Genomic DNA, 17,040 nt, shown 5'->3' with positions numbered 1-17,040 from the left:
AAGCTTTTAAACATAATACTATATTCCTCAGTAGCTCAGTTGGTTAGAGCATCTGACTGTTAATCAGAGGGTCGTTGGTTCGAGTCCAACCTGAGGAGCAAAATAAAAAAGGTTAGCTATTCTTATAGCTAACCTTTTTTATTTACAGCTCAGAGATCTCATGCTTAGCTTTCAAAGCTATAACTTCTTTTTCCAACAGCATTATCTTCTTTTCCATTGCACTCCTTTGCTCTGACAAAGTAAGTTGCGTTACTTGCATCTCCTCGGTACTTTGTACTAACTCTTCTTCTCTTACCCTCAGTTCTTCATTCAATAGCTGTTGCTGTTCCAACATATGATTGATACGCTCTGTCTGATACAAGTTGCTTAATGCTGCAGTAAATATCTCTAAAACTCGCTGTAAAAGCTCTATCTCAAAAGCCTTCACCTGACGTACGCTCAACAACTCAACAACTCCTAATACTTGAGTATTGATTTTAAGTGGTAATAGTAATAAGCTATGATACTTTATTGGACGACCTCCCAGTAATACATTTCCATACTCCTCTGGAAGGTGATCAATGCAAATCACTTCTTCCTCCTGATAAGACCTTCCAACCAAAGACTCATCCCATGCAAATCGTTTATTTAAATACTTTTTACGTTGACTTGCATAACAGCTCACTAATTCCAAGCCCGTCTCATCTGCCATGTAAATAGCACCTTGCTCTATGCCTACATATTGTAAAAGCTCAGGTAAAAATGTATTCAACAATGTTGAGACATTCCAATCTTGCCTTCTTAACAAGGTACTGAAGTAATCTTTCCCCTCTATCATCCATTGTTGCTCTTTTTCCCTCTCCTTTGTTTTATGAATCTTCTCCTTTAAATCATAAAGCACTTTCCCCAATCCCCCTGTTAACCTAGGAGATTTTTCCATTGCTCCAATATCATCTGAAAACATTCCATGGAGATGTTGTATGTATTCTTGTTGTTGCTTAACAAGACTATTGATTGTATCCTTAATCTGCCCAATATCCCCTGTTTGCTCATGAGGTAAATATTCAGGAATCTCTCCTATAAATAACTGATGAAGTACTTCTTTCACTTTCATTAAACTCCTCTTCAAAGGGGAAATAAGAAAAATAGATATATAGGCTACTAATAAAACCACCACTATCACTCCTGCAGCAATACTCCAAGCCAATTGAGACATCTTCTCCTGTATCACGCTCAAAGGGCGCTCTATAATAATACCCCATTCATTTCCCTTCCACTCTAAGGGTGTGTAAACACTCAACACTTCTTCTCCAAGATAATTCTTTCCTTGTATAGCCTGCTGTTTTCTCTCTTTTAGGTGTTTACGAGCTACCCCCTCTAACTTATGAGCCAGTACAGCTGTATTGTATTTTTTTACCTGATGATACAGTTCCACACTAGACGCTTCATCCATTACTTCATGTACGTACTCCTCCAGTGATTCCTGAAACAAACTAGGACTAGAACGAAACATTTCATCTTTACCAACTAAGTAAGCATCATAGGTCGCCTCTTCTGTTTCCTTTGTTTCCTTTCCTAACATCAATCGATTTAGAGGCATCTCATCTAATGAAAAAATCAATACTCCATACCCCTGCTGCTCATGTACTATTGGTATTGCTGCCAACATCAAGGGGATTCCATAATTTCCAGTATAAAACTGCACATCTTTCATGAAGACCGTTTGATCTTCCTGATTCTCATAAGCCGTTTGCGCCCTCAAAAATAGATCTGCCAAATGTGAATCCTTAAAAGGCCCTGCCAACAAGTTTGTTCCAAAATCTATTTGTTTATTCACGGAGTAAATAATATCTCCTTTAGGATTGACCAGTAAAATATCATGGTACTGTTTATCCTCCTTGTATTTTCTGAAATAAGCATGACACTTCCGATGCCATTGATCATATAGTAACGTATCAGAAGGAGAGACATCCAACATTTCCTTCTCAAATAAACCAAAAGGATTCCTAGCCATATAAGTTGCTTGCAAATGCACTCCTGCTGATTTGCCTAAAGTGGGAAAATCCTTTACTGACAGTAACACTTTTTCGTCCTCTATACGTGACCACACCATTTCGTTCATGAAGCCAATAAGATCCTCTTTATCTTGTTGCTGTTGCTTCTCACTTAATACGGTGTCTATTTCTAAAAAACCCTGATTTAACCCCTTAGCCATCTCGATACAAAATGGATTTATAGCCGACAACGTTAAATCCTCCTCTAGCTTTTGAAGATAGCTTCCTAGTAAGTGCTCTTTTTCCCTCCTGATTCCTTCAAGCTTCTCCAACTCTAGTTGTCTCATGTTCTGATATGCATACCAATAAGAAAGGCCGCCAATACCAATACTGCTTCCTGCTGAAATAAACAGGATTACCCAGAATAATTTCTGAGCTGTATTTGTTAAAAATAATTGCTTTATATAATGAAAAAGATGAGTAAAATGCAGCATAAAAACAGTTATCGTAGTATCTAACCAGAAGGTTAGACATAGGGTTAAAACTCAATAACTTTAAATCAGGTCAGGGATTAACTATATTTGTTTATAAGTATCGTTAAAATGCTTATGTTTTTATTATTTTTGAACGCTTTTTTTCAAAGCAAAGTATTTTACTTTTCTCATTATCAAGATATAATGACAAAGGTTACCCTATAAATACAATTGCTTTCTATAGTACATCAAGTTAAGCTTGTTGCTGACTATGAATTCATACGAGGTCTATAAACGACTAACAAAATCTAACAGCATCAACCTTCATGACTATATAATAAAGCAGCAATCATCTACTGGTAAATAAACTTCAGATCCCTTGGCAAAGACAGTAAAGAAGAAAGAAACACCTTTAATGAAACAATACAATGCCATCAAGGCGAAGCATCCTGGCGCTTTGTTATTGTTTAGGGTTGGTGATTTTTATGAGACGTTTGGAGAAGATGCCATCACGGCAAGCAAAATCCTAGAAATCGTACTAACAAAACGCTCTAATGGTAGTGCTTCCGAAATTGAATTGGCGGGATTTCCTCACCATGCTTTAGACTCTTACCTTCCTCGATTGGTCAGAGCTGGACAAAGGGTTGCTATCTGCGATCAATTAGAAGATCCTAAAACTGCTAAGGGAATTGTCAAAAGAGGGATTACCGAACTGGTTACTCCTGGAGTTTCTTTTAATGATAACGTATTAAGTGTCAAAAGAAATAATTACCTCGCTTCTATACATTTCGAAAAAAACACCACCGGAATATCTTTTCTGGATATTTCTACCGGAGAATTCTTAACCGCCCAAGGGGATGTTACTTATATAGACAAGCTACTTCAAAGCTTGCAGCCTTCGGAGGTTATTTATTGCCGAACAGCAAAAGCACTCTTTGAGCATAATTTTCAAGAATCCTTCACCACCTTTCAGTTAGATGATTGGGTATATACTCTTGACTTTGGGTATGAGAAATTAACCAAGCACTTCGGCACCCAAAACCTGAAAGGGTATGGTATTGAAAAAATGACGGCAGGTATCACGGCTGCTGGGGCTATTCTTCATTACCTGGAAGTCACAGAACACCACCAAACAGGTCATATTTCTACCATTGGTAGAATAGAGGAAGAACAATACGTTTGGCTTGATAAATTTACGATCAAAAACCTGGAGCTACTTTCTCCTCAACATGAGGGAGGAGCTTCCTTGATTGATATTATCGACAAAAGTATTACTCCTATGGGGAGCCGTCTATTGAAAAAATGGATCGTATTACCCCTAAAAGATAAGCAAGCCATCAATAAGCGATTGGATGCAGTAGAGTACTTTTCCAAAGAGGAAGAACTTATGGACCAACTGCTACAGCACCTAAAGCAGATTGGAGATATGGAACGACTGATCTCAAAAGTAGCGGTAAACCGTATCAACCCAAGAGAAATGGTACAACTACTCAAAGCGCTAAAGAACACACAACCCATCAAAGAGTTGTTGCACAAAACCTCCTGTGGAATCACACAGCAACTCAGCGATCTCCTTCATCCTTGTGAACATTTGGCACACAAGATTGAAGCAGAACTAGAAAGCAATCCTCCTCTGCACCTTCATCAGGGAGGTGTAATTTGTAGTGGTGTGGATAGTGAGCTGGACGAACTTCGAAAAATTGCCTTTTCTGGAAAGGATTATCTTCAGCAAATTGTGGAGCGTGAAAGCCAGCGAACAGGAATACCTTCTCTTAAAATTGGCTATAATAAAGTCTTCGGATATTATATTGAAGTGCGTAACACCCACAAAGACAAAGTCCCTTCAGAGTGGATACGTAAATCTACGTTGGTTAATAGTGAACGTTATATTACAGAAGAGCTTAAAACCTACGAGGAGAAAATTCTAAATGCTGAGGTACAGATTCAAGCACTGGAAAACCGTATTTATACGGAACTGGTCATTACAGCTACTGAATTTATTGGCCAGATACAGCAAAATGCACATACAGTAGCCCAAATCGATTGTCTTTTGTGTTTTGCACAAAATGCCATTAACTATAACTACAAACGTCCGTCTATTAGTGAAGACAAAGCGCTGGACATTAAAGCGGGAAGACATCCTGTTATTGAGCGTTTGTTACCTATTGAAGAACAATATATTCCTAATGATATATTCCTGGATGATAGCCAGCAACAAATTGTGATCATTACCGGCCCAAATATGGCAGGTAAATCAGCTCTTTTAAGGCAAACAGCCCTGATTGTCTTGCTAGGACAAATGGGATCCTTTGTTCCTGCTTCTAGCGCACATATTGGTATAGTTGACAAGGTATTCACTCGTGTAGGTGCTTCTGATAACCTTTCAAGAGGAGAGTCTACTTTTATGGTAGAAATGACCGAAACAGCCAGTATTCTAAATAATTTATCTGATCGAAGTCTAGTATTAATGGATGAGATTGGTAGAGGGACTAGTACTTACGACGGTGTCTCTATTGCCTGGTCTATTGTAGAATACCTACACAACAATAAAAAATCCAGAGCCAAAACACTGTTTGCTACCCACTACCACGAGCTCAATCAGTTGACTGAGGATTTCCCTAGAATCAAGAACTACAATGTCTCTGTCAAGGAGGTTAATGGGAAGATTCTATTTATGAGAACACTTCAAAAAGGAGGAAGTGCACACAGCTTTGGTATTAACGTAGCCCAACTAGCAGGTATGCCTACAAGTATTGTCAGTAGAGCTAATGAAATTTTGGGACATCTGGAACAAGATAAAGACCGTGCTGCTCATCAAAAAAGAGTAAAAGATATTCCAAAGAACAATTACCAACTTAGTATTTTTGATGCTGCAGACCCCGTAGGAGAAGCTCTAAAAGAAGCCTTAAATCAAACAGATATCAATACGCTTACTCCTATAGAAGCATTGATGAAACTCAATGAGCTTAAAAGCATACTACAAAAGAAAAAATAGTTTGTTCATGTTGTTTAATTGAGCTTCGCTCGTTCATAATGTTTAGTTGTTTTGCTTTAGAAACTAAATAGCATGAACACGAAAAAAGCTGACCCTTTATGAGTCAGCTTTTTTCTATGATTCTAAAATTAAATTAATCCGTTTAGTAATTCTGGCATCTCTCCCAATAGACCTTACTTGTCGGAGGAGTAAATCCACACTGATTTCCTCCGGGAGGTCATAGAGTACTCCTACCTCATTAATCGCTTTCTGAAATAACTCTCGAGCACCTTGTACACCTAAGTTTACAGATAACGTAATAATTGCTGCCATTAAGCGCTGATCATTTCCTACAAACTGCCTCCAGTCATAAGAATCTCCCTTAAATCTAAACGAGCTATATAAGAAATTATAACTGTACTTCTGGTGTAAGAAAAGTCTTTGTGACTTACAAATCTCCGGATGATGAGCTGCCGCAATAAAGCAACCTATTACTTGTATATCCGTTGCCATATACTCCCAAGCCTGATCTGCTCTCAACAAAACTCCTTCCTTAGTTAATACACGGACCTCTTCAGCTCCTTCTTCATCTCTCTCCACTAAAATTCCTTTATGCTCAAAGTAGCGTTGATAAAGAGAGTAATATTCATTTTTCAAGTAACTCATATAAGCTGTCAGCTCTCCCTTCTTGGCATTATTTTGAATAAAACCAAAAGAAAAAACACCTCTATCATAAGTATTGATAGCATCATACTTCCCTTCTACAGCAAACAATACCTCATACGCCAAAGAATACACCCTTTCCTTATAGTCAGCACTTCCTTCTTTAAATCCCACACCACCTAAGTACTGGAACCCATTGGGATTAATCATATACTTACTCGTATTCCCATCTGCGATAGTTACTTTTTTATCACACTCCTTTAAGTAAAGCGTATAGTGTGTCCTATATCCCCGAGGATACTTTCTCCCTTTTTCTTTTTCTACATAGACTACGGAAACAGATGTTTCCCGCTCTTTCAGAATCGCTGAAACTTCACGACCACTCTCATCTGCAAAAAGAAAAGTAGGAACTAAGAATAAGCAAACAAGAGGAAGCAGAGATAATTTTGAATGAATTCTCATAATGGATTAAAGCTGGCTTAACGAATTTTCTAGTCAGAAAAAATATAAGTGCTTTAATCCAGCAGTTTGATCGTGTTAAATAATTAAAACATTCTTTTACAATAGTTTTAAAATATTTTTCACCATTCTAATTACTTATTAGGATGTTCTAAGAGACTTGAAAAAATTTAGAATCAATGCTTGACACTCCTCCTCCAAAACTCCGGAGACAATCTCTGTTTTAGGATGCTTTACCTCTGGAGTCAAGCGCATAAAACCTCTTTTGGGGTCTTTTGCTCCGAAAACAATTCGTCCCATCTGGGTCCAAAAAGTAGCCCCTCCACACATTACGCAAGGTTCCAGTGTAACATACAAAGTACACTCACTAAGATACTTCCCCCCTAGGTGATTCGTTGCGCTGGTGATGGCTAGCATCTCCGCATGTGCTGTAGGATCATTAAGGCGCTCTACCTGATTATACCCTTTACCTAAAATCTTTCCCTGGCTTACCACTAAGGCTCCTACTGGAATTTCTCCCTCAATAGCTGCTTTCTCCGCTTCTGCGAGAGCTATTCGCATATAATACTCGTCCATATCTATTTTCATACAATCTTTTCCTTATTCATTTATAGATAAAAATCACCCCTTCTATATGACTAACACAAATAATAGTAATAATTCAATGCACTAAGTGAATAGATATTCACAAACCATAAACAATTACTTCACAACTTGTTAATCAAAGGAAGCAAATGCATTAAATACCAAATATAACTAACACATAAAGCCAAATAATATTTTAAAATAAACTACAACGATATAATACCATCGTGAGAGAATAGCTTCCTTAAAATTGTACTTTTTCAAGATAACCTCCCTGTGCACTTCTTTTAGCTCACTGCTCCTTCTTGATTTAACCAACTTTCGGCAGGTCCAAATAATTGTCAGAAAAATACCTTTTTAGGGTACGACAACTGTTTAATACCTCCTTGATTAGATCAACCCCCCTCAACTTTCGATGAATGTCATGGATTATTAGATTAATAAATTTGAATTCCAGCAGTATTTACAAAAATTTACAAATGAGCGTTAACGGAATCTGTTTTCAAAACAATCCAGTCATGTTACTTTTCTACTTCAAATCTTTATTTGACTTTTTCTGATAATGCTCGCTTTAAGACAATACAACTATTACTCTATCGTTAACTAAATGTATCTACCATGAAAAAATATAGTGTTAGTGACTGTGATCTGATCAGACAATACATAAAAGGAAATGAGGCGGCGTTTGAAACACTTGTCAACAGACATAAAAATAAGCTTTATACCACAATCCTTGTTATTGTAAAAGATCAATACGTGGCTGAGGATATCTTACAAGACACTTTTATTAAAGCCATTAATACCATAAAATCGGGTAGATACAACGAAGAAGGTAAGTTCCTTCCTTGGATTTCCCGAATAGCCCACAATATGGCAATTGATCATTTCAGAAAACAAAAACGTTACCCAACTATTATAATGGAAGATGGCACAAACGTTTTCAATACCCTGGAATTCTCAGAGGACTCCATCGAAGAGCTAAAAATCAAAAATGAAACTCATTCAACTGTTCGTGAATTGATCAAAAGACTACCTGACTCTCAAAGAGAGGTGTTAATGATGCGTCATTATATGCAAATGAGCTTTCAGGAAATTGCGGAAGCGACAGACGTTAGTATTAATACGGCTTTGGGAAGAATGCGCTATGCTTTGATCAACATGCGAAAGATGATGGACCAAAGCTCAGATTCTCATGCCAACACTACAAAATTACAGCAGTAAACAAGACTTATTAGTTAAATACCTGTACAATGATTGTTCTCAGGAAGAAGCTAGGGAGGCTAGCCGTCTACTGATGGAGGATGATCAGTTTTGTGAAGAGTTTTTTAGGCTTCTCTCCTTGAAGAAGTCCATACAAGCGATAGAGAAAAAACCCAGCAAAGAAGTGACCGATAGGATTCTATCCTACTCCAAGTCGCTGCGTTCCGTTGTCAAATAAAGTATAAATAGAGAAAGGATAAAGGAAAAACTGATCCTTTATCCTTTATCCTTTATCCTTTATCCTTTATCCTTTATCCTTTATCCTTTATCCTTTATCCTTTATCCTCAAAGCTACCAATCTATTACTTTTACTCAAGTAATTTAAGCTCGCTATTTATTAACTTTAATAAAGGTCTCTATATCCAATGTCTTACCATAAAGGATTAATATATCGGTAGGTGCTAATACCAGATTCAGTTGAGGGTTCGCCACCAGATGCTCTTCTTTTTCTATCCTCAATGTACCATCCAAAGCCGGCACTTCATACCCTCTCAATAGCCCTATCAATCTTAAGTCATAGTTGTCCTGAAAGTCAATTTCATCAACTGTACTTCCCACTACCCGCGTAGGAGTCTTTATTTGGACAATTTCATATCCATCAGGCAAAGCCATAAAGGAGCGTCTTTCAGGAGTAATAAGTTGTTCTGCAACCAATCCCCCCACATGCGTTTCTGGATCAATAATTTCTTCGACCTGTAATTTCTCCAGAATCTTCTTTTGCTGTGTACTCACAGCTCTTGCCACAATACGCTTCACTCCTAACTCCTGCAACAAAACGGTAGTCAATAAAAGACCTTCTACATTTTTACCGATCGCTACTAGAATAGCGTCCATTTCCACAACGTTCTGAGCTTTTAAAGCTTTAATATCTGTAGAGTCTAATGCCACTGCATAAGCAACATCATCCTTAATAACATCTACTAACTCTAAATCTCTATCTATAGCCAACACCTCCACTCCTTGGGCTGACAGCTTTCTAGCTACCGCTCTACCAAAATGCCCTAAGCCAATGACTGCGATTTTCTTATTCATTAATCCTTTCTTCGATTTTGCTTTTCAAAAAAGTAGTCACCACATTCAGTGCTTGATCAAAGCCGTGGTCATTACAGATAACCAAATCTACAGTATTTTTATGGATTGCTATATACTTTTCATAAGAAGGCATAATATGATGTTCATAGCGATAGAGTACATCCGTCAAATCACTATCTCTTTCCATAGTATCCCTCATAATCCTACGCTTAATCTGAACGTGAGGTTTAGCATCTACAAATAACTTGAGATCTATTAAATCAGAGACCTCTTTGTTATGAAAAACAAAAATGCCCTCCAGGATGATAATAGGCCTAGGTTCAAAAGTAAGTAGACGAGGAGTCAAGGCAGGATTATTAAAGGTATATTCCATACGCTGGATCACTTCCCCTGCTTTAAGCTTTTTAATATCCTCCGCATAGGAGTGTAAATCAATAGATTCCGGGCGGTCAAAGTTTTCGACACCGTTGCTGTCCTTAGGCTGCTGGTCTATCGTCCTATAATAATTGTCATGAGAGACAATACATAGGTTCTCAGCACCTAACTCTGCCGTTAATTTTTTCTGAAAGTATGTCTTTCCGGAACCACTCCCTCCGGTAATTCCAACCACAAAAGGCCTCATAATTATGACTAGTATATGTGTAAATGATCGTTGTCTTAATAAAAGAACAACAAATATACTCAACACATTTGCAAAAAAGAGCGATGAATAGGAGGTTATACGTCAGGAATTTTCAAATATTTGTGATTATAGGGAAAACTTTAGACCTTTGCCCTTTATTATTTACGTATTGAATATGAATAATTTTAAAGCGCTACAAGATATTTTATTAACGCCAAAGAAGGTGGTTATTTTTCCACATATCAAGCCAGATGCTGATGCATTAGGTTCTTGCTTGGCGCTGTCTTCATATCTTCAAAAAAGTGGACATACCACCACGGTCATTTCTCCAACGGACTACCCTAGCTTTTTGTTCTGGATGAAAGGCAACGATGACGTCCTTATCTACACCCATAAAGATCAGCGAGAAAAGGCCGAAGAAAAGCTAGAAGAAGCCGATATCTATTTTTGTCTGGATTTTTCGGCACTTAGCCGTATTGATGGTCTTGGTCATCTATTATCTACTAAAGTAGGGCAAAAACCTATTGTTCTTATTGATCACCATAGAGGAAAAGAAGACTTTGCTGACTTTGAGCTTTGGGATATTAATGCCGCAGCGACAGCACAGTTAATCTATGAGTTTATTGAAATGGACAATGGTCTGGAAAAGATTGACGAAGATATTGCCAAATGCATTTATGCAGGTATCATGACAGACACAGGCTCTTTTAAGTTCCCTAGCACTTCTAGTCGTACCTTAAGAATTGCAGCCAACCTTAAAGAAGTAGGAATTGACACTAGTTTGATTCACAACTTGGTCTATGACAATAATACAGAAAGTCGATTACGCTTCTTGGGTTATGCTCTTCAAGAAAACCTTACCTTTATCCCTGAGCTAAAAGCCGGGTATTTTTGTATTTCTATGGAAGTACGTGATCGCTTCAATATTCAAACTGGAGATACAGAAGGACTAGTGAATTATGCATTATCTGTTGCAGGAATACAAGTAGCTGCCCTCTTTAAAGAAAGTGATGATTCTGAAGGCATCAAATTATCACTCCGCTCTGTTGGCGATGTTTCTGTCGCAGATATGGCATCAAAATATTTTAATGGAGGCGGACATAAAAATGCCGCTGGCGGAAGACTTCCCCACAGCACACTAGAGGAAGCTGTTGATATCTTCAAGAAAGCACTACAGGAAATTCAACAAACGGTCAGCGAGTAAATGTTCATAGTGTTTAATTGAGCTTCGCTCGTTCATAGTGTTTAGTTGTTTTATTCAGTTTGGATAAGTAACCATCATACTTGCTCAACAGTTTTGTTGAATCCATTACATGGCATCTTGAATTTCACCTTCGGTGAGTTGAACTGAGGCTTTGCTCGCTCAACTCATTACAAAGCAATGAAATTCAACAGAGTCATTTATTAGTGTAACAGTTATTCTTCATAAGAAGAAAATAAGCATCAACTAAACATCATGAACGAGCGAAGCTCAATTAAACATCATGAACAAATAAAGGAGAAGACACTAGGACACAGTGTTTTCTCCTTTTTTTATTATTATTTAACGACTAAGGCCGTTTGGCTCTTTAAGATTTATAGTAGTTTAGGGGTTTAATGCAAACAGAGTAGATTTTTATAGATTATTAAGGACATGCTAAACAAAAAACAAGCAATCATCGCATTGGCAGCGATGGCAACGACCTTTACTGCCTGCAACGACGCTGATAAACTGAAAACCACAAAATCAGGTTATAAATATTATCACAAAGTCAACACTAAAGGAGAGAAACCGGGTGTTAATGACATTGTAGAATTTCATTTCTCTGTATATAATTCCAATGACTCTCTTTTATTTGCTTCTGATAGAGATGCTATCTCAGCACCAAGAGTAGCTTTGGAACGTAGCGGTTCTCCTTACCTAAAAGAGATCTTCCGTGTAGGCGCCAAAGGCGATAGCCTTTTGTTTGAAGAAAAGTCACAAACGATCTTCGGACCACAAATCCCTCCATACACACAACCTAATGAGGATATTAAATTAGGAGTAAAGATCATCGATATCATGTCTCCGGAGGAAGCAGAAGAAAAGCAAAAGCAGCAGGAAGAGGAGATGAAAGCAAAAATTGAGGAACATAAAACCCTTGATGATGAAGAAATTGCTAAATACCTAAAAGAAAATAACCTGGAAGGTACCAAGACAGAGAACGGGGTATATATCGTATTTGATAAGAAAGGAGATGGCCCTATCCCAACCAACAATGAGTTTATCAAAGTGATGCTTAAAGGGATGACCCTTGATGGAAAATCCTTAGGTAAAGATCCTCAAGAGCCTGTCACATTCCCTATCGGCCGCCAGCAAATCAGAGGTCTGGACGAAGGGTTCAAGCAGATTCCTAAAGGCTCTCAGGCAACTATCTATGTCCCTTCTGGATTAGCGTTTGGACCTCAGCGTGTGAGCGAAGATATTGGTGCTTTTAGCATATTGAAATTTGAAGTAGAAATGATGGATATTCTTAACAAAGAAGAATATCAAGCAGAGCAAAAAGCCCTAGCAGAGAAGCGTAGACTAGAGCAAGAAGCAAAAGTCAAAGAGCACGTAAATATCGATGACCAACTTATTCAGGAATACCTGAAAGAAAATAATATTGATGCTCAAAAAACAGAGTCAGGACTATATTATGTAATCACCGAAAAGGGAGATGGAACAAAACCTACTCCTGGTGACACTGTAGACATTCATTATACAGGTACCTTGTTGAGTGGTGAGAAATTTGATTCTTCTTTGGATAGAGGACAGCCATTCTCTACTGTTATCGGAAAAGGCCGTGTAATCAAAGGATGGGACGAAGGTGTAGTTCTTCTACCTACAGGAAGTAAAGCAACTTTCTTTATTCCTTCACACTTGGCTTACGGTAGCCGTGGGGCTGGTGCGATGATCAAGCCTTTCAGCGTATTGAAATTTGATGTTGAGCTTCTAGGAATTAAGAAGCAATAAGGTTCACTACATTTAAACTAATTAAGACTGAGTACTTTAGGGCATTCAGTCTTTTTTTTATCTTCGTCCAATATTTTATAGGATTTATGCCTTATACTTTTTTTGAGATAGGCTTACAACTATTTGGCGCCTTTTTTGGTCCTTTTAAAAAAGACTAGACGATACTTACAACAAACAGCTTAATATGATGAACAAACTTTTTAAAAACTTCGCCGCAGCTTCTATCATGATGGGAGCTCTTACTTCTTGCTTTAGCGACAGCATTGAAGATTCTCTGGAAAACGATAAAGAAACCATTGATAAATTCTTGATCGAAAATGAAATCGCTTACCGTAGCACAGACGGGGGAGTACGTATTGTGACTTTAGAAGGGGGAGAAGGCGCTATTTCTACAGAATATACTGGTAAGATTCTGGACATTGCTTTCTCCAACAAGGTATTTCATAAGGATAGCTTAGAAACTACTCCTTTCCTTTCGTCAGATAACTATACTATTGTTCTTGGCTATGGATACGGAGCGCCTCTATATGGTATGTCCGATGGTATTGCTAACCTGTATGAGAACGAAAAAGCAGAGCTTTATATGCCTTCTTTAATGGCTTATGGCAGCAATAGTGGTACGATTAATGGAATAGATGTTCCAGCAAATGCTATTATCCGTTCTGAAGTAGAGGTATTAGAAGTAAGGGATACTTTAGAGCAGCGTTTTCATGAAGACGAGCTGCTGATCACCTATATGCAAGATTCTCTCGGAGTAGAAAATGCCGCTACACACCTTATCCCTGGCTCTGATGTGTACAAGGTTATCCTTGAAGAGACTGCAGATACCACTAGTATTGCAGAAGGTGATACCGTAACACTAGATTATACTGGAAAATTCTTGTCTGGACAAGTTTTTGATTCCAATACAGATTGGAAAGTACCGTTTGTTTATGCTAACTTTGTTAAAGGATGGTCTGAGGGACTACAAACCATGAAAAAAGGAGAAAAAGCTATTATCCTTATTCCTTCTCATTATGGATATGGACAAATTCCAAGGCTACTTAATCCAAACAGTTCTTTCCCTCCGGTTACTCCGATGGTATTTGAAATCAATCTTAAGGATATTAATTAAAAAATGATAAGACACTTATTTTTTGGCTTACTTTCGTCTACCCTATTAATTTTTGGGACCTCTTGCGAGGATGACGGAGAATTAGAAGATCTTTCAAGAAGTGCAAGAGAGGATCGTATTATCCGTACACACTTAGAGTTTGACCTGGATTTAGTAGAGGGAAGCTCCTTCGATCGTACTGAGGATGGAATTTATTATTTCAACCATACAGAAGGCAGTGGTACAGCTATCGCCGATGACAACGACTCTTTGAGACTAAAGTATACTGGATGGGTACTGTATGGAGATCTGTTTGATAGCTCAGTACTCACCGATAATCCTTTTGAGGTGGTCTTGGATTCAGCAGATATAGCCAAAGGAATCCCTGTTTTAACAGTGACGAGTGACACTACCTCAACCTTCAAGTATAATCCTGTTATTCAAGGATGGCAAAAAGCCCTACGCCTGATGAAAGAAGGAGACTCTACACGTTTCTTTATTCCTTCTGAGCTAGGCTATGGAAATGCTGGAAGCGGTAGCTTGGTTCCTGCAAATGCCATTTTGGTATTCGACATTAAAGTAGACGAGCTTATTAAGCAGTAAAAATATCTGTACAATAATTCGTACACACGGACTGGAACTCCTTATGGGGTTCCAGTTTTTTTATATCTTCATAATTGCAAAGCAATTAAAATTAACATAAGCCGCGTAGCGGTATGAAAAAAATATATTACGTAGATCTTATAAACTTTAATCGATATGAAATCCATTTGCTTCGCTACCAATAATGCCAATAAACTCAAAGAAATCCGTAAGCAACTTGACGGTTTTTATGAAGTTGTAGGACTAGACGCCATTGGCTGCACAGAGGATATTCCAGAGACCGAACCCACTATTGAAGGAAACTCCCAGCTGAAAGCCTCCTATATCTGGGAACGCTACAAGGTAAGCTGCTTTGCCGATGATACAGGCTTAGAGGTCACTGCCCTCAATGGAGAACCAGGGGTGCTTTCTGCTCGTTATGCTGGCCCACAAAAAGATAGTGAGGACAATATGAGTCTACTCCTAAAAAACCTTGAAGGTAAAGAAGACCGTAGTGCCCGTTTCAAAACAGTCATTACTCTAGTATTAGATGGAAAGTTCCATCAATTCGAAGGAATTGCAGAAGGTGATATTATCACTGAAAAAACCGGAGACGAAGGCTTTGGCTATGACCCAATCTTCCAACCGAAAGGATATGACAAAACTTTTGCTCAAATCAGTATGGAAGAAAAAAACAAGATTAGCCATAGAGGGAAAGCTGTGGATAAGTTGATTGACTTCCTTAAAAAGCAATAATGCTTTTAATTTTCAATTATTAATTTTCAATTTTTAATGAGGCGACTATCTATCGAGTAGATAAGCATAGTGATAGGCAAATAATTAAAAATTGAAAATTAATAATTGATCACTGTTTACTGTCCAAAAAAGCGCTGATTAAAGTTCATAAAGAACAACTCTGACTTTGCTCTGGTAACAGCTGTATATAGCCATCGAATAAAATCAGTATCAATCGCATCTTCCCTCAAAAAGCCTTGATCCACAAACACAGCATCCCACTGTCCCCCTTGTGATTTATGACAAGTGAGTGCATAAGCAAACTTCACTTGAAGGGCATTGAGATAAGGGTCCTGACGAATCATTTTATTACGCTTCGCTTTTGTTTCTACATCGTCGTATTGCTGCACCACCTCTTCATAGAGCTGCATATTCTCTTCCCGATTGAGATTGGGCGTATAAGAATGTAGCGTATTCAAATGTACCTTGACGTCAATTGAAGGATGATTGTCATAGTCCAAAAGTCGTATCGTCAGGTCGGCAAAACGAAATCCCAAGGTCTCTTCTATTCCTCTTACCCGAGTTACTTCTACAAACTCACCATTAGCCAAAAAACCTGCCGGAGAATCCTCTGGTAACCAATGATAGTTATTCCTAACGATCATCAAGAAGTCTCCTACCTCTATTTCTTCTTCCCTAAAATGTATTCTACGACGAATGTATTCATTATACATGGTCGCATTTCGATTGGACCTACAGATAATGACCGTATTTTCTATCCCAAACTTATCATATCCATATAAAAGGCCATCTTCCAGCTTCTCGCTTGTCATGCGAAAAACATCCTTGAAACCTTTGGTTTGTAGCTTTATATCTGCTTGCTGACTCGATAAGACCTCTCGGATACCTGTAGCATTGAGCAAAATACCGGAATCATTGGCTTGCCTAACTACTTGGGTTAGTTCCTGTACACCCAAAGAAAGCTTAAATTGACTTTCCAGGTATACAGGATCCAATGCCGGGCTAAGCTCTTGATGTACCGGAGGTAGCTGAGCGATATCCCCTACTAACATCAATTTATTCCCTGCCTCCGGAACTTCATATACAAAACTAATCAACTCTGAAAGCAACCCATTACTTCCATACTCTTGCGCATCGTTGATCATAGAAGCCTCATCAACTATAAATAAGGTATTGGTATAATAGTTTTTCTGTCGCTTAAACTTTAGTTGAGCGGTATTTGGATCTTCCGTCTGCTTAAAAATAATTTTATGAATCGTAAAAGCCTGGCGTAAGGCATAGGAAGACATCACCTTTGCAGCCCTACCTGTAGGGGCTAACATCAGAGGCTTGTACTGAAAATGCTTCAATACTTTTACCAATGCGCTCACCATACTGGTCTTACCAGTACCGGCATATCCTTTTAATACAAATGCGGATCGAGGACTATTCTTATCCAGAATAAAGTCATTTAAAGCTTTCATTAGCTTTACCTGACCTGCCGTAGGTGAAAAGCCAAATTCTTGTAAAATATAATCTGACGGTAACATATAATTGTTGTCGTGGAACTTATTTCTTACATTGATTTAAAATCAACAGGAGTGCTTTTAATAAA

Annotated in this window: 14 protein-coding genes and 1 tRNA gene; 9 read left to right on the top strand and 6 right to left on the bottom strand. The window is 38.1% G+C overall.

What is annotated here, in order from left to right:
- The first annotated feature begins 24 nt into the window (after window positions 1–24).
- Window positions 25–98: transfer RNA gene (locus ABD985_RS16465), tRNA-Asn, on the top strand.
- 44 nt (window positions 99–142) lie between these two features.
- On the opposite strand, the gene ABD985_RS16460 is transcribed toward ABD985_RS16465, so the two are convergent.
- Window positions 143–2,467, bottom strand: coding sequence for a GAF domain-containing protein (locus ABD985_RS16460; RefSeq protein WP_345373636.1), 2,325 nt, complete (start codon window positions 2,465–2,467; stop codon window positions 143–145).
- A 394-nt stretch (window positions 2,468–2,861) separates the two neighbouring features.
- Between ABD985_RS16460 and mutS the strand changes: the two genes are divergently transcribed.
- Window positions 2,862–5,441 (top strand): DNA mismatch repair protein MutS, encoded by a 2,580-nt coding sequence (mutS, locus tag ABD985_RS16455; RefSeq protein ID WP_345373919.1) that lies wholly within the window; start codon window positions 2,862–2,864, stop codon window positions 5,439–5,441.
- Window positions 5,442–5,555: 114 nt separating this feature from the next.
- Here the strand turns inward: mutS and ABD985_RS16450 are convergent, their stop codons facing one another.
- A complete protein-coding gene (locus tag ABD985_RS16450; RefSeq protein ID WP_345373634.1) occupies window positions 5,556–6,545 on the bottom strand; it encodes a hypothetical protein in 990 nt (329 codons plus the stop codon).
- 138 nt (window positions 6,546–6,683) lie between these two features.
- Entirely contained in the window at window positions 6,684–7,130 is a 447-nt protein-coding gene (locus tag ABD985_RS16445) for a nucleoside deaminase (RefSeq protein ID WP_345373632.1), read from the bottom strand.
- A gap of 615 nt (window positions 7,131–7,745) precedes the next feature.
- Here ABD985_RS16445 and ABD985_RS16440 point away from each other — a divergent pair.
- Together ABD985_RS16440 and ABD985_RS16435 are read left to right on the top strand one after the other, a co-directional pair.
- Window positions 7,746–8,348 (top strand): RNA polymerase sigma factor, encoded by a 603-nt coding sequence (locus tag ABD985_RS16440; protein WP_345373630.1) that lies wholly within the window; start codon window positions 7,746–7,748, stop codon window positions 8,346–8,348.
- On the top strand, window positions 8,320–8,565 hold the full coding sequence (locus ABD985_RS16435) for a hypothetical protein (protein ID WP_345373628.1): 246 nt from the start codon (window positions 8,320–8,322) through the stop codon (window positions 8,563–8,565). Before ABD985_RS16440 ends, ABD985_RS16435 begins: the two co-directional genes overlap by 29 nt.
- Before the next feature lie 152 nt (window positions 8,566–8,717).
- Here the strand turns inward: ABD985_RS16435 and ABD985_RS16430 are convergent, their stop codons facing one another.
- Together ABD985_RS16430 and ABD985_RS16425 are read right to left on the bottom strand one after the other, a co-directional pair.
- On the bottom strand, window positions 8,718–9,419 hold the full coding sequence (locus tag ABD985_RS16430; protein ID WP_345373626.1) for a potassium channel family protein: 702 nt from the start codon (window positions 9,417–9,419) through the stop codon (window positions 8,718–8,720).
- Complete coding sequence (locus ABD985_RS16425; RefSeq protein WP_345373624.1) at window positions 9,412–10,041, bottom strand: uridine kinase family protein; 630 nt, start codon at window positions 10,039–10,041, stop codon at window positions 9,412–9,414. Before ABD985_RS16425 ends, ABD985_RS16430 begins: the two co-directional genes overlap by 8 nt.
- Window positions 10,042–10,216: 175 nt before the next feature.
- Here ABD985_RS16425 and ABD985_RS16420 point away from each other — a divergent pair, with 175 nt between their 5' ends.
- The 5 genes from ABD985_RS16420 to ABD985_RS16400 all read left to right on the top strand — a co-directional run bounded on the left by ABD985_RS16420 (window position 10,217) and on the right by ABD985_RS16400 (window position 15,446).
- Entirely contained in the window at window positions 10,217–11,245 is a 1,029-nt protein-coding gene (locus ABD985_RS16420) for a DHH family phosphoesterase (RefSeq protein ID WP_345373622.1), read from the top strand.
- Window positions 11,246–11,674: 429 nt separating this feature from the next.
- Window positions 11,675–13,015 carry an FKBP-type peptidyl-prolyl cis-trans isomerase gene (locus ABD985_RS16415; protein ID WP_345373620.1) on the top strand — a complete coding sequence of 447 codons (1,341 nt, stop codon included), beginning with the start codon at window positions 11,675–11,677 and terminating at the stop codon, window positions 13,013–13,015.
- Window positions 13,016–13,199: 184 nt separating this feature from the next.
- Window positions 13,200–14,129 (top strand): FKBP-type peptidyl-prolyl cis-trans isomerase, encoded by a 930-nt coding sequence (locus ABD985_RS16410; protein ID WP_345373618.1) that lies wholly within the window; start codon window positions 13,200–13,202, stop codon window positions 14,127–14,129.
- A 3-nt stretch (window positions 14,130–14,132) separates the two neighbouring features.
- The gene (locus ABD985_RS16405; protein WP_345373616.1) at window positions 14,133–14,711 is read left to right on the top strand and encodes an FKBP-type peptidyl-prolyl cis-trans isomerase; all 579 of its coding nucleotides are present in this window, start codon (window positions 14,133–14,135) and stop codon (window positions 14,709–14,711) included.
- A gap of 156 nt (window positions 14,712–14,867) precedes the next feature.
- On the top strand, window positions 14,868–15,446 hold the full coding sequence (locus tag ABD985_RS16400; protein ID WP_345373614.1) for a non-canonical purine NTP diphosphatase: 579 nt from the start codon (window positions 14,868–14,870) through the stop codon (window positions 15,444–15,446).
- A gap of 116 nt (window positions 15,447–15,562) precedes the next feature.
- Here ABD985_RS16400 and ABD985_RS16395 read toward each other — a convergent pair whose 3' ends face one another.
- Window positions 15,563–16,975 carry an ATP-dependent DNA helicase gene (locus ABD985_RS16395; protein ID WP_345373612.1) on the bottom strand — a complete coding sequence of 471 codons (1,413 nt, stop codon included), beginning with the start codon at window positions 16,973–16,975 and terminating at the stop codon, window positions 15,563–15,565.
- Between the last annotated feature and the right edge of the window lie 65 nt (window positions 16,976–17,040).

It is taken from the genome of Algivirga pacifica, assembly GCF_039543525.1.
GTDB lineage: Bacteria > Bacteroidota > Bacteroidia > Cytophagales > Flammeovirgaceae > Algivirga > Algivirga pacifica.
This window is presented reverse-complemented; position numbering and strand designations above follow the sequence as displayed.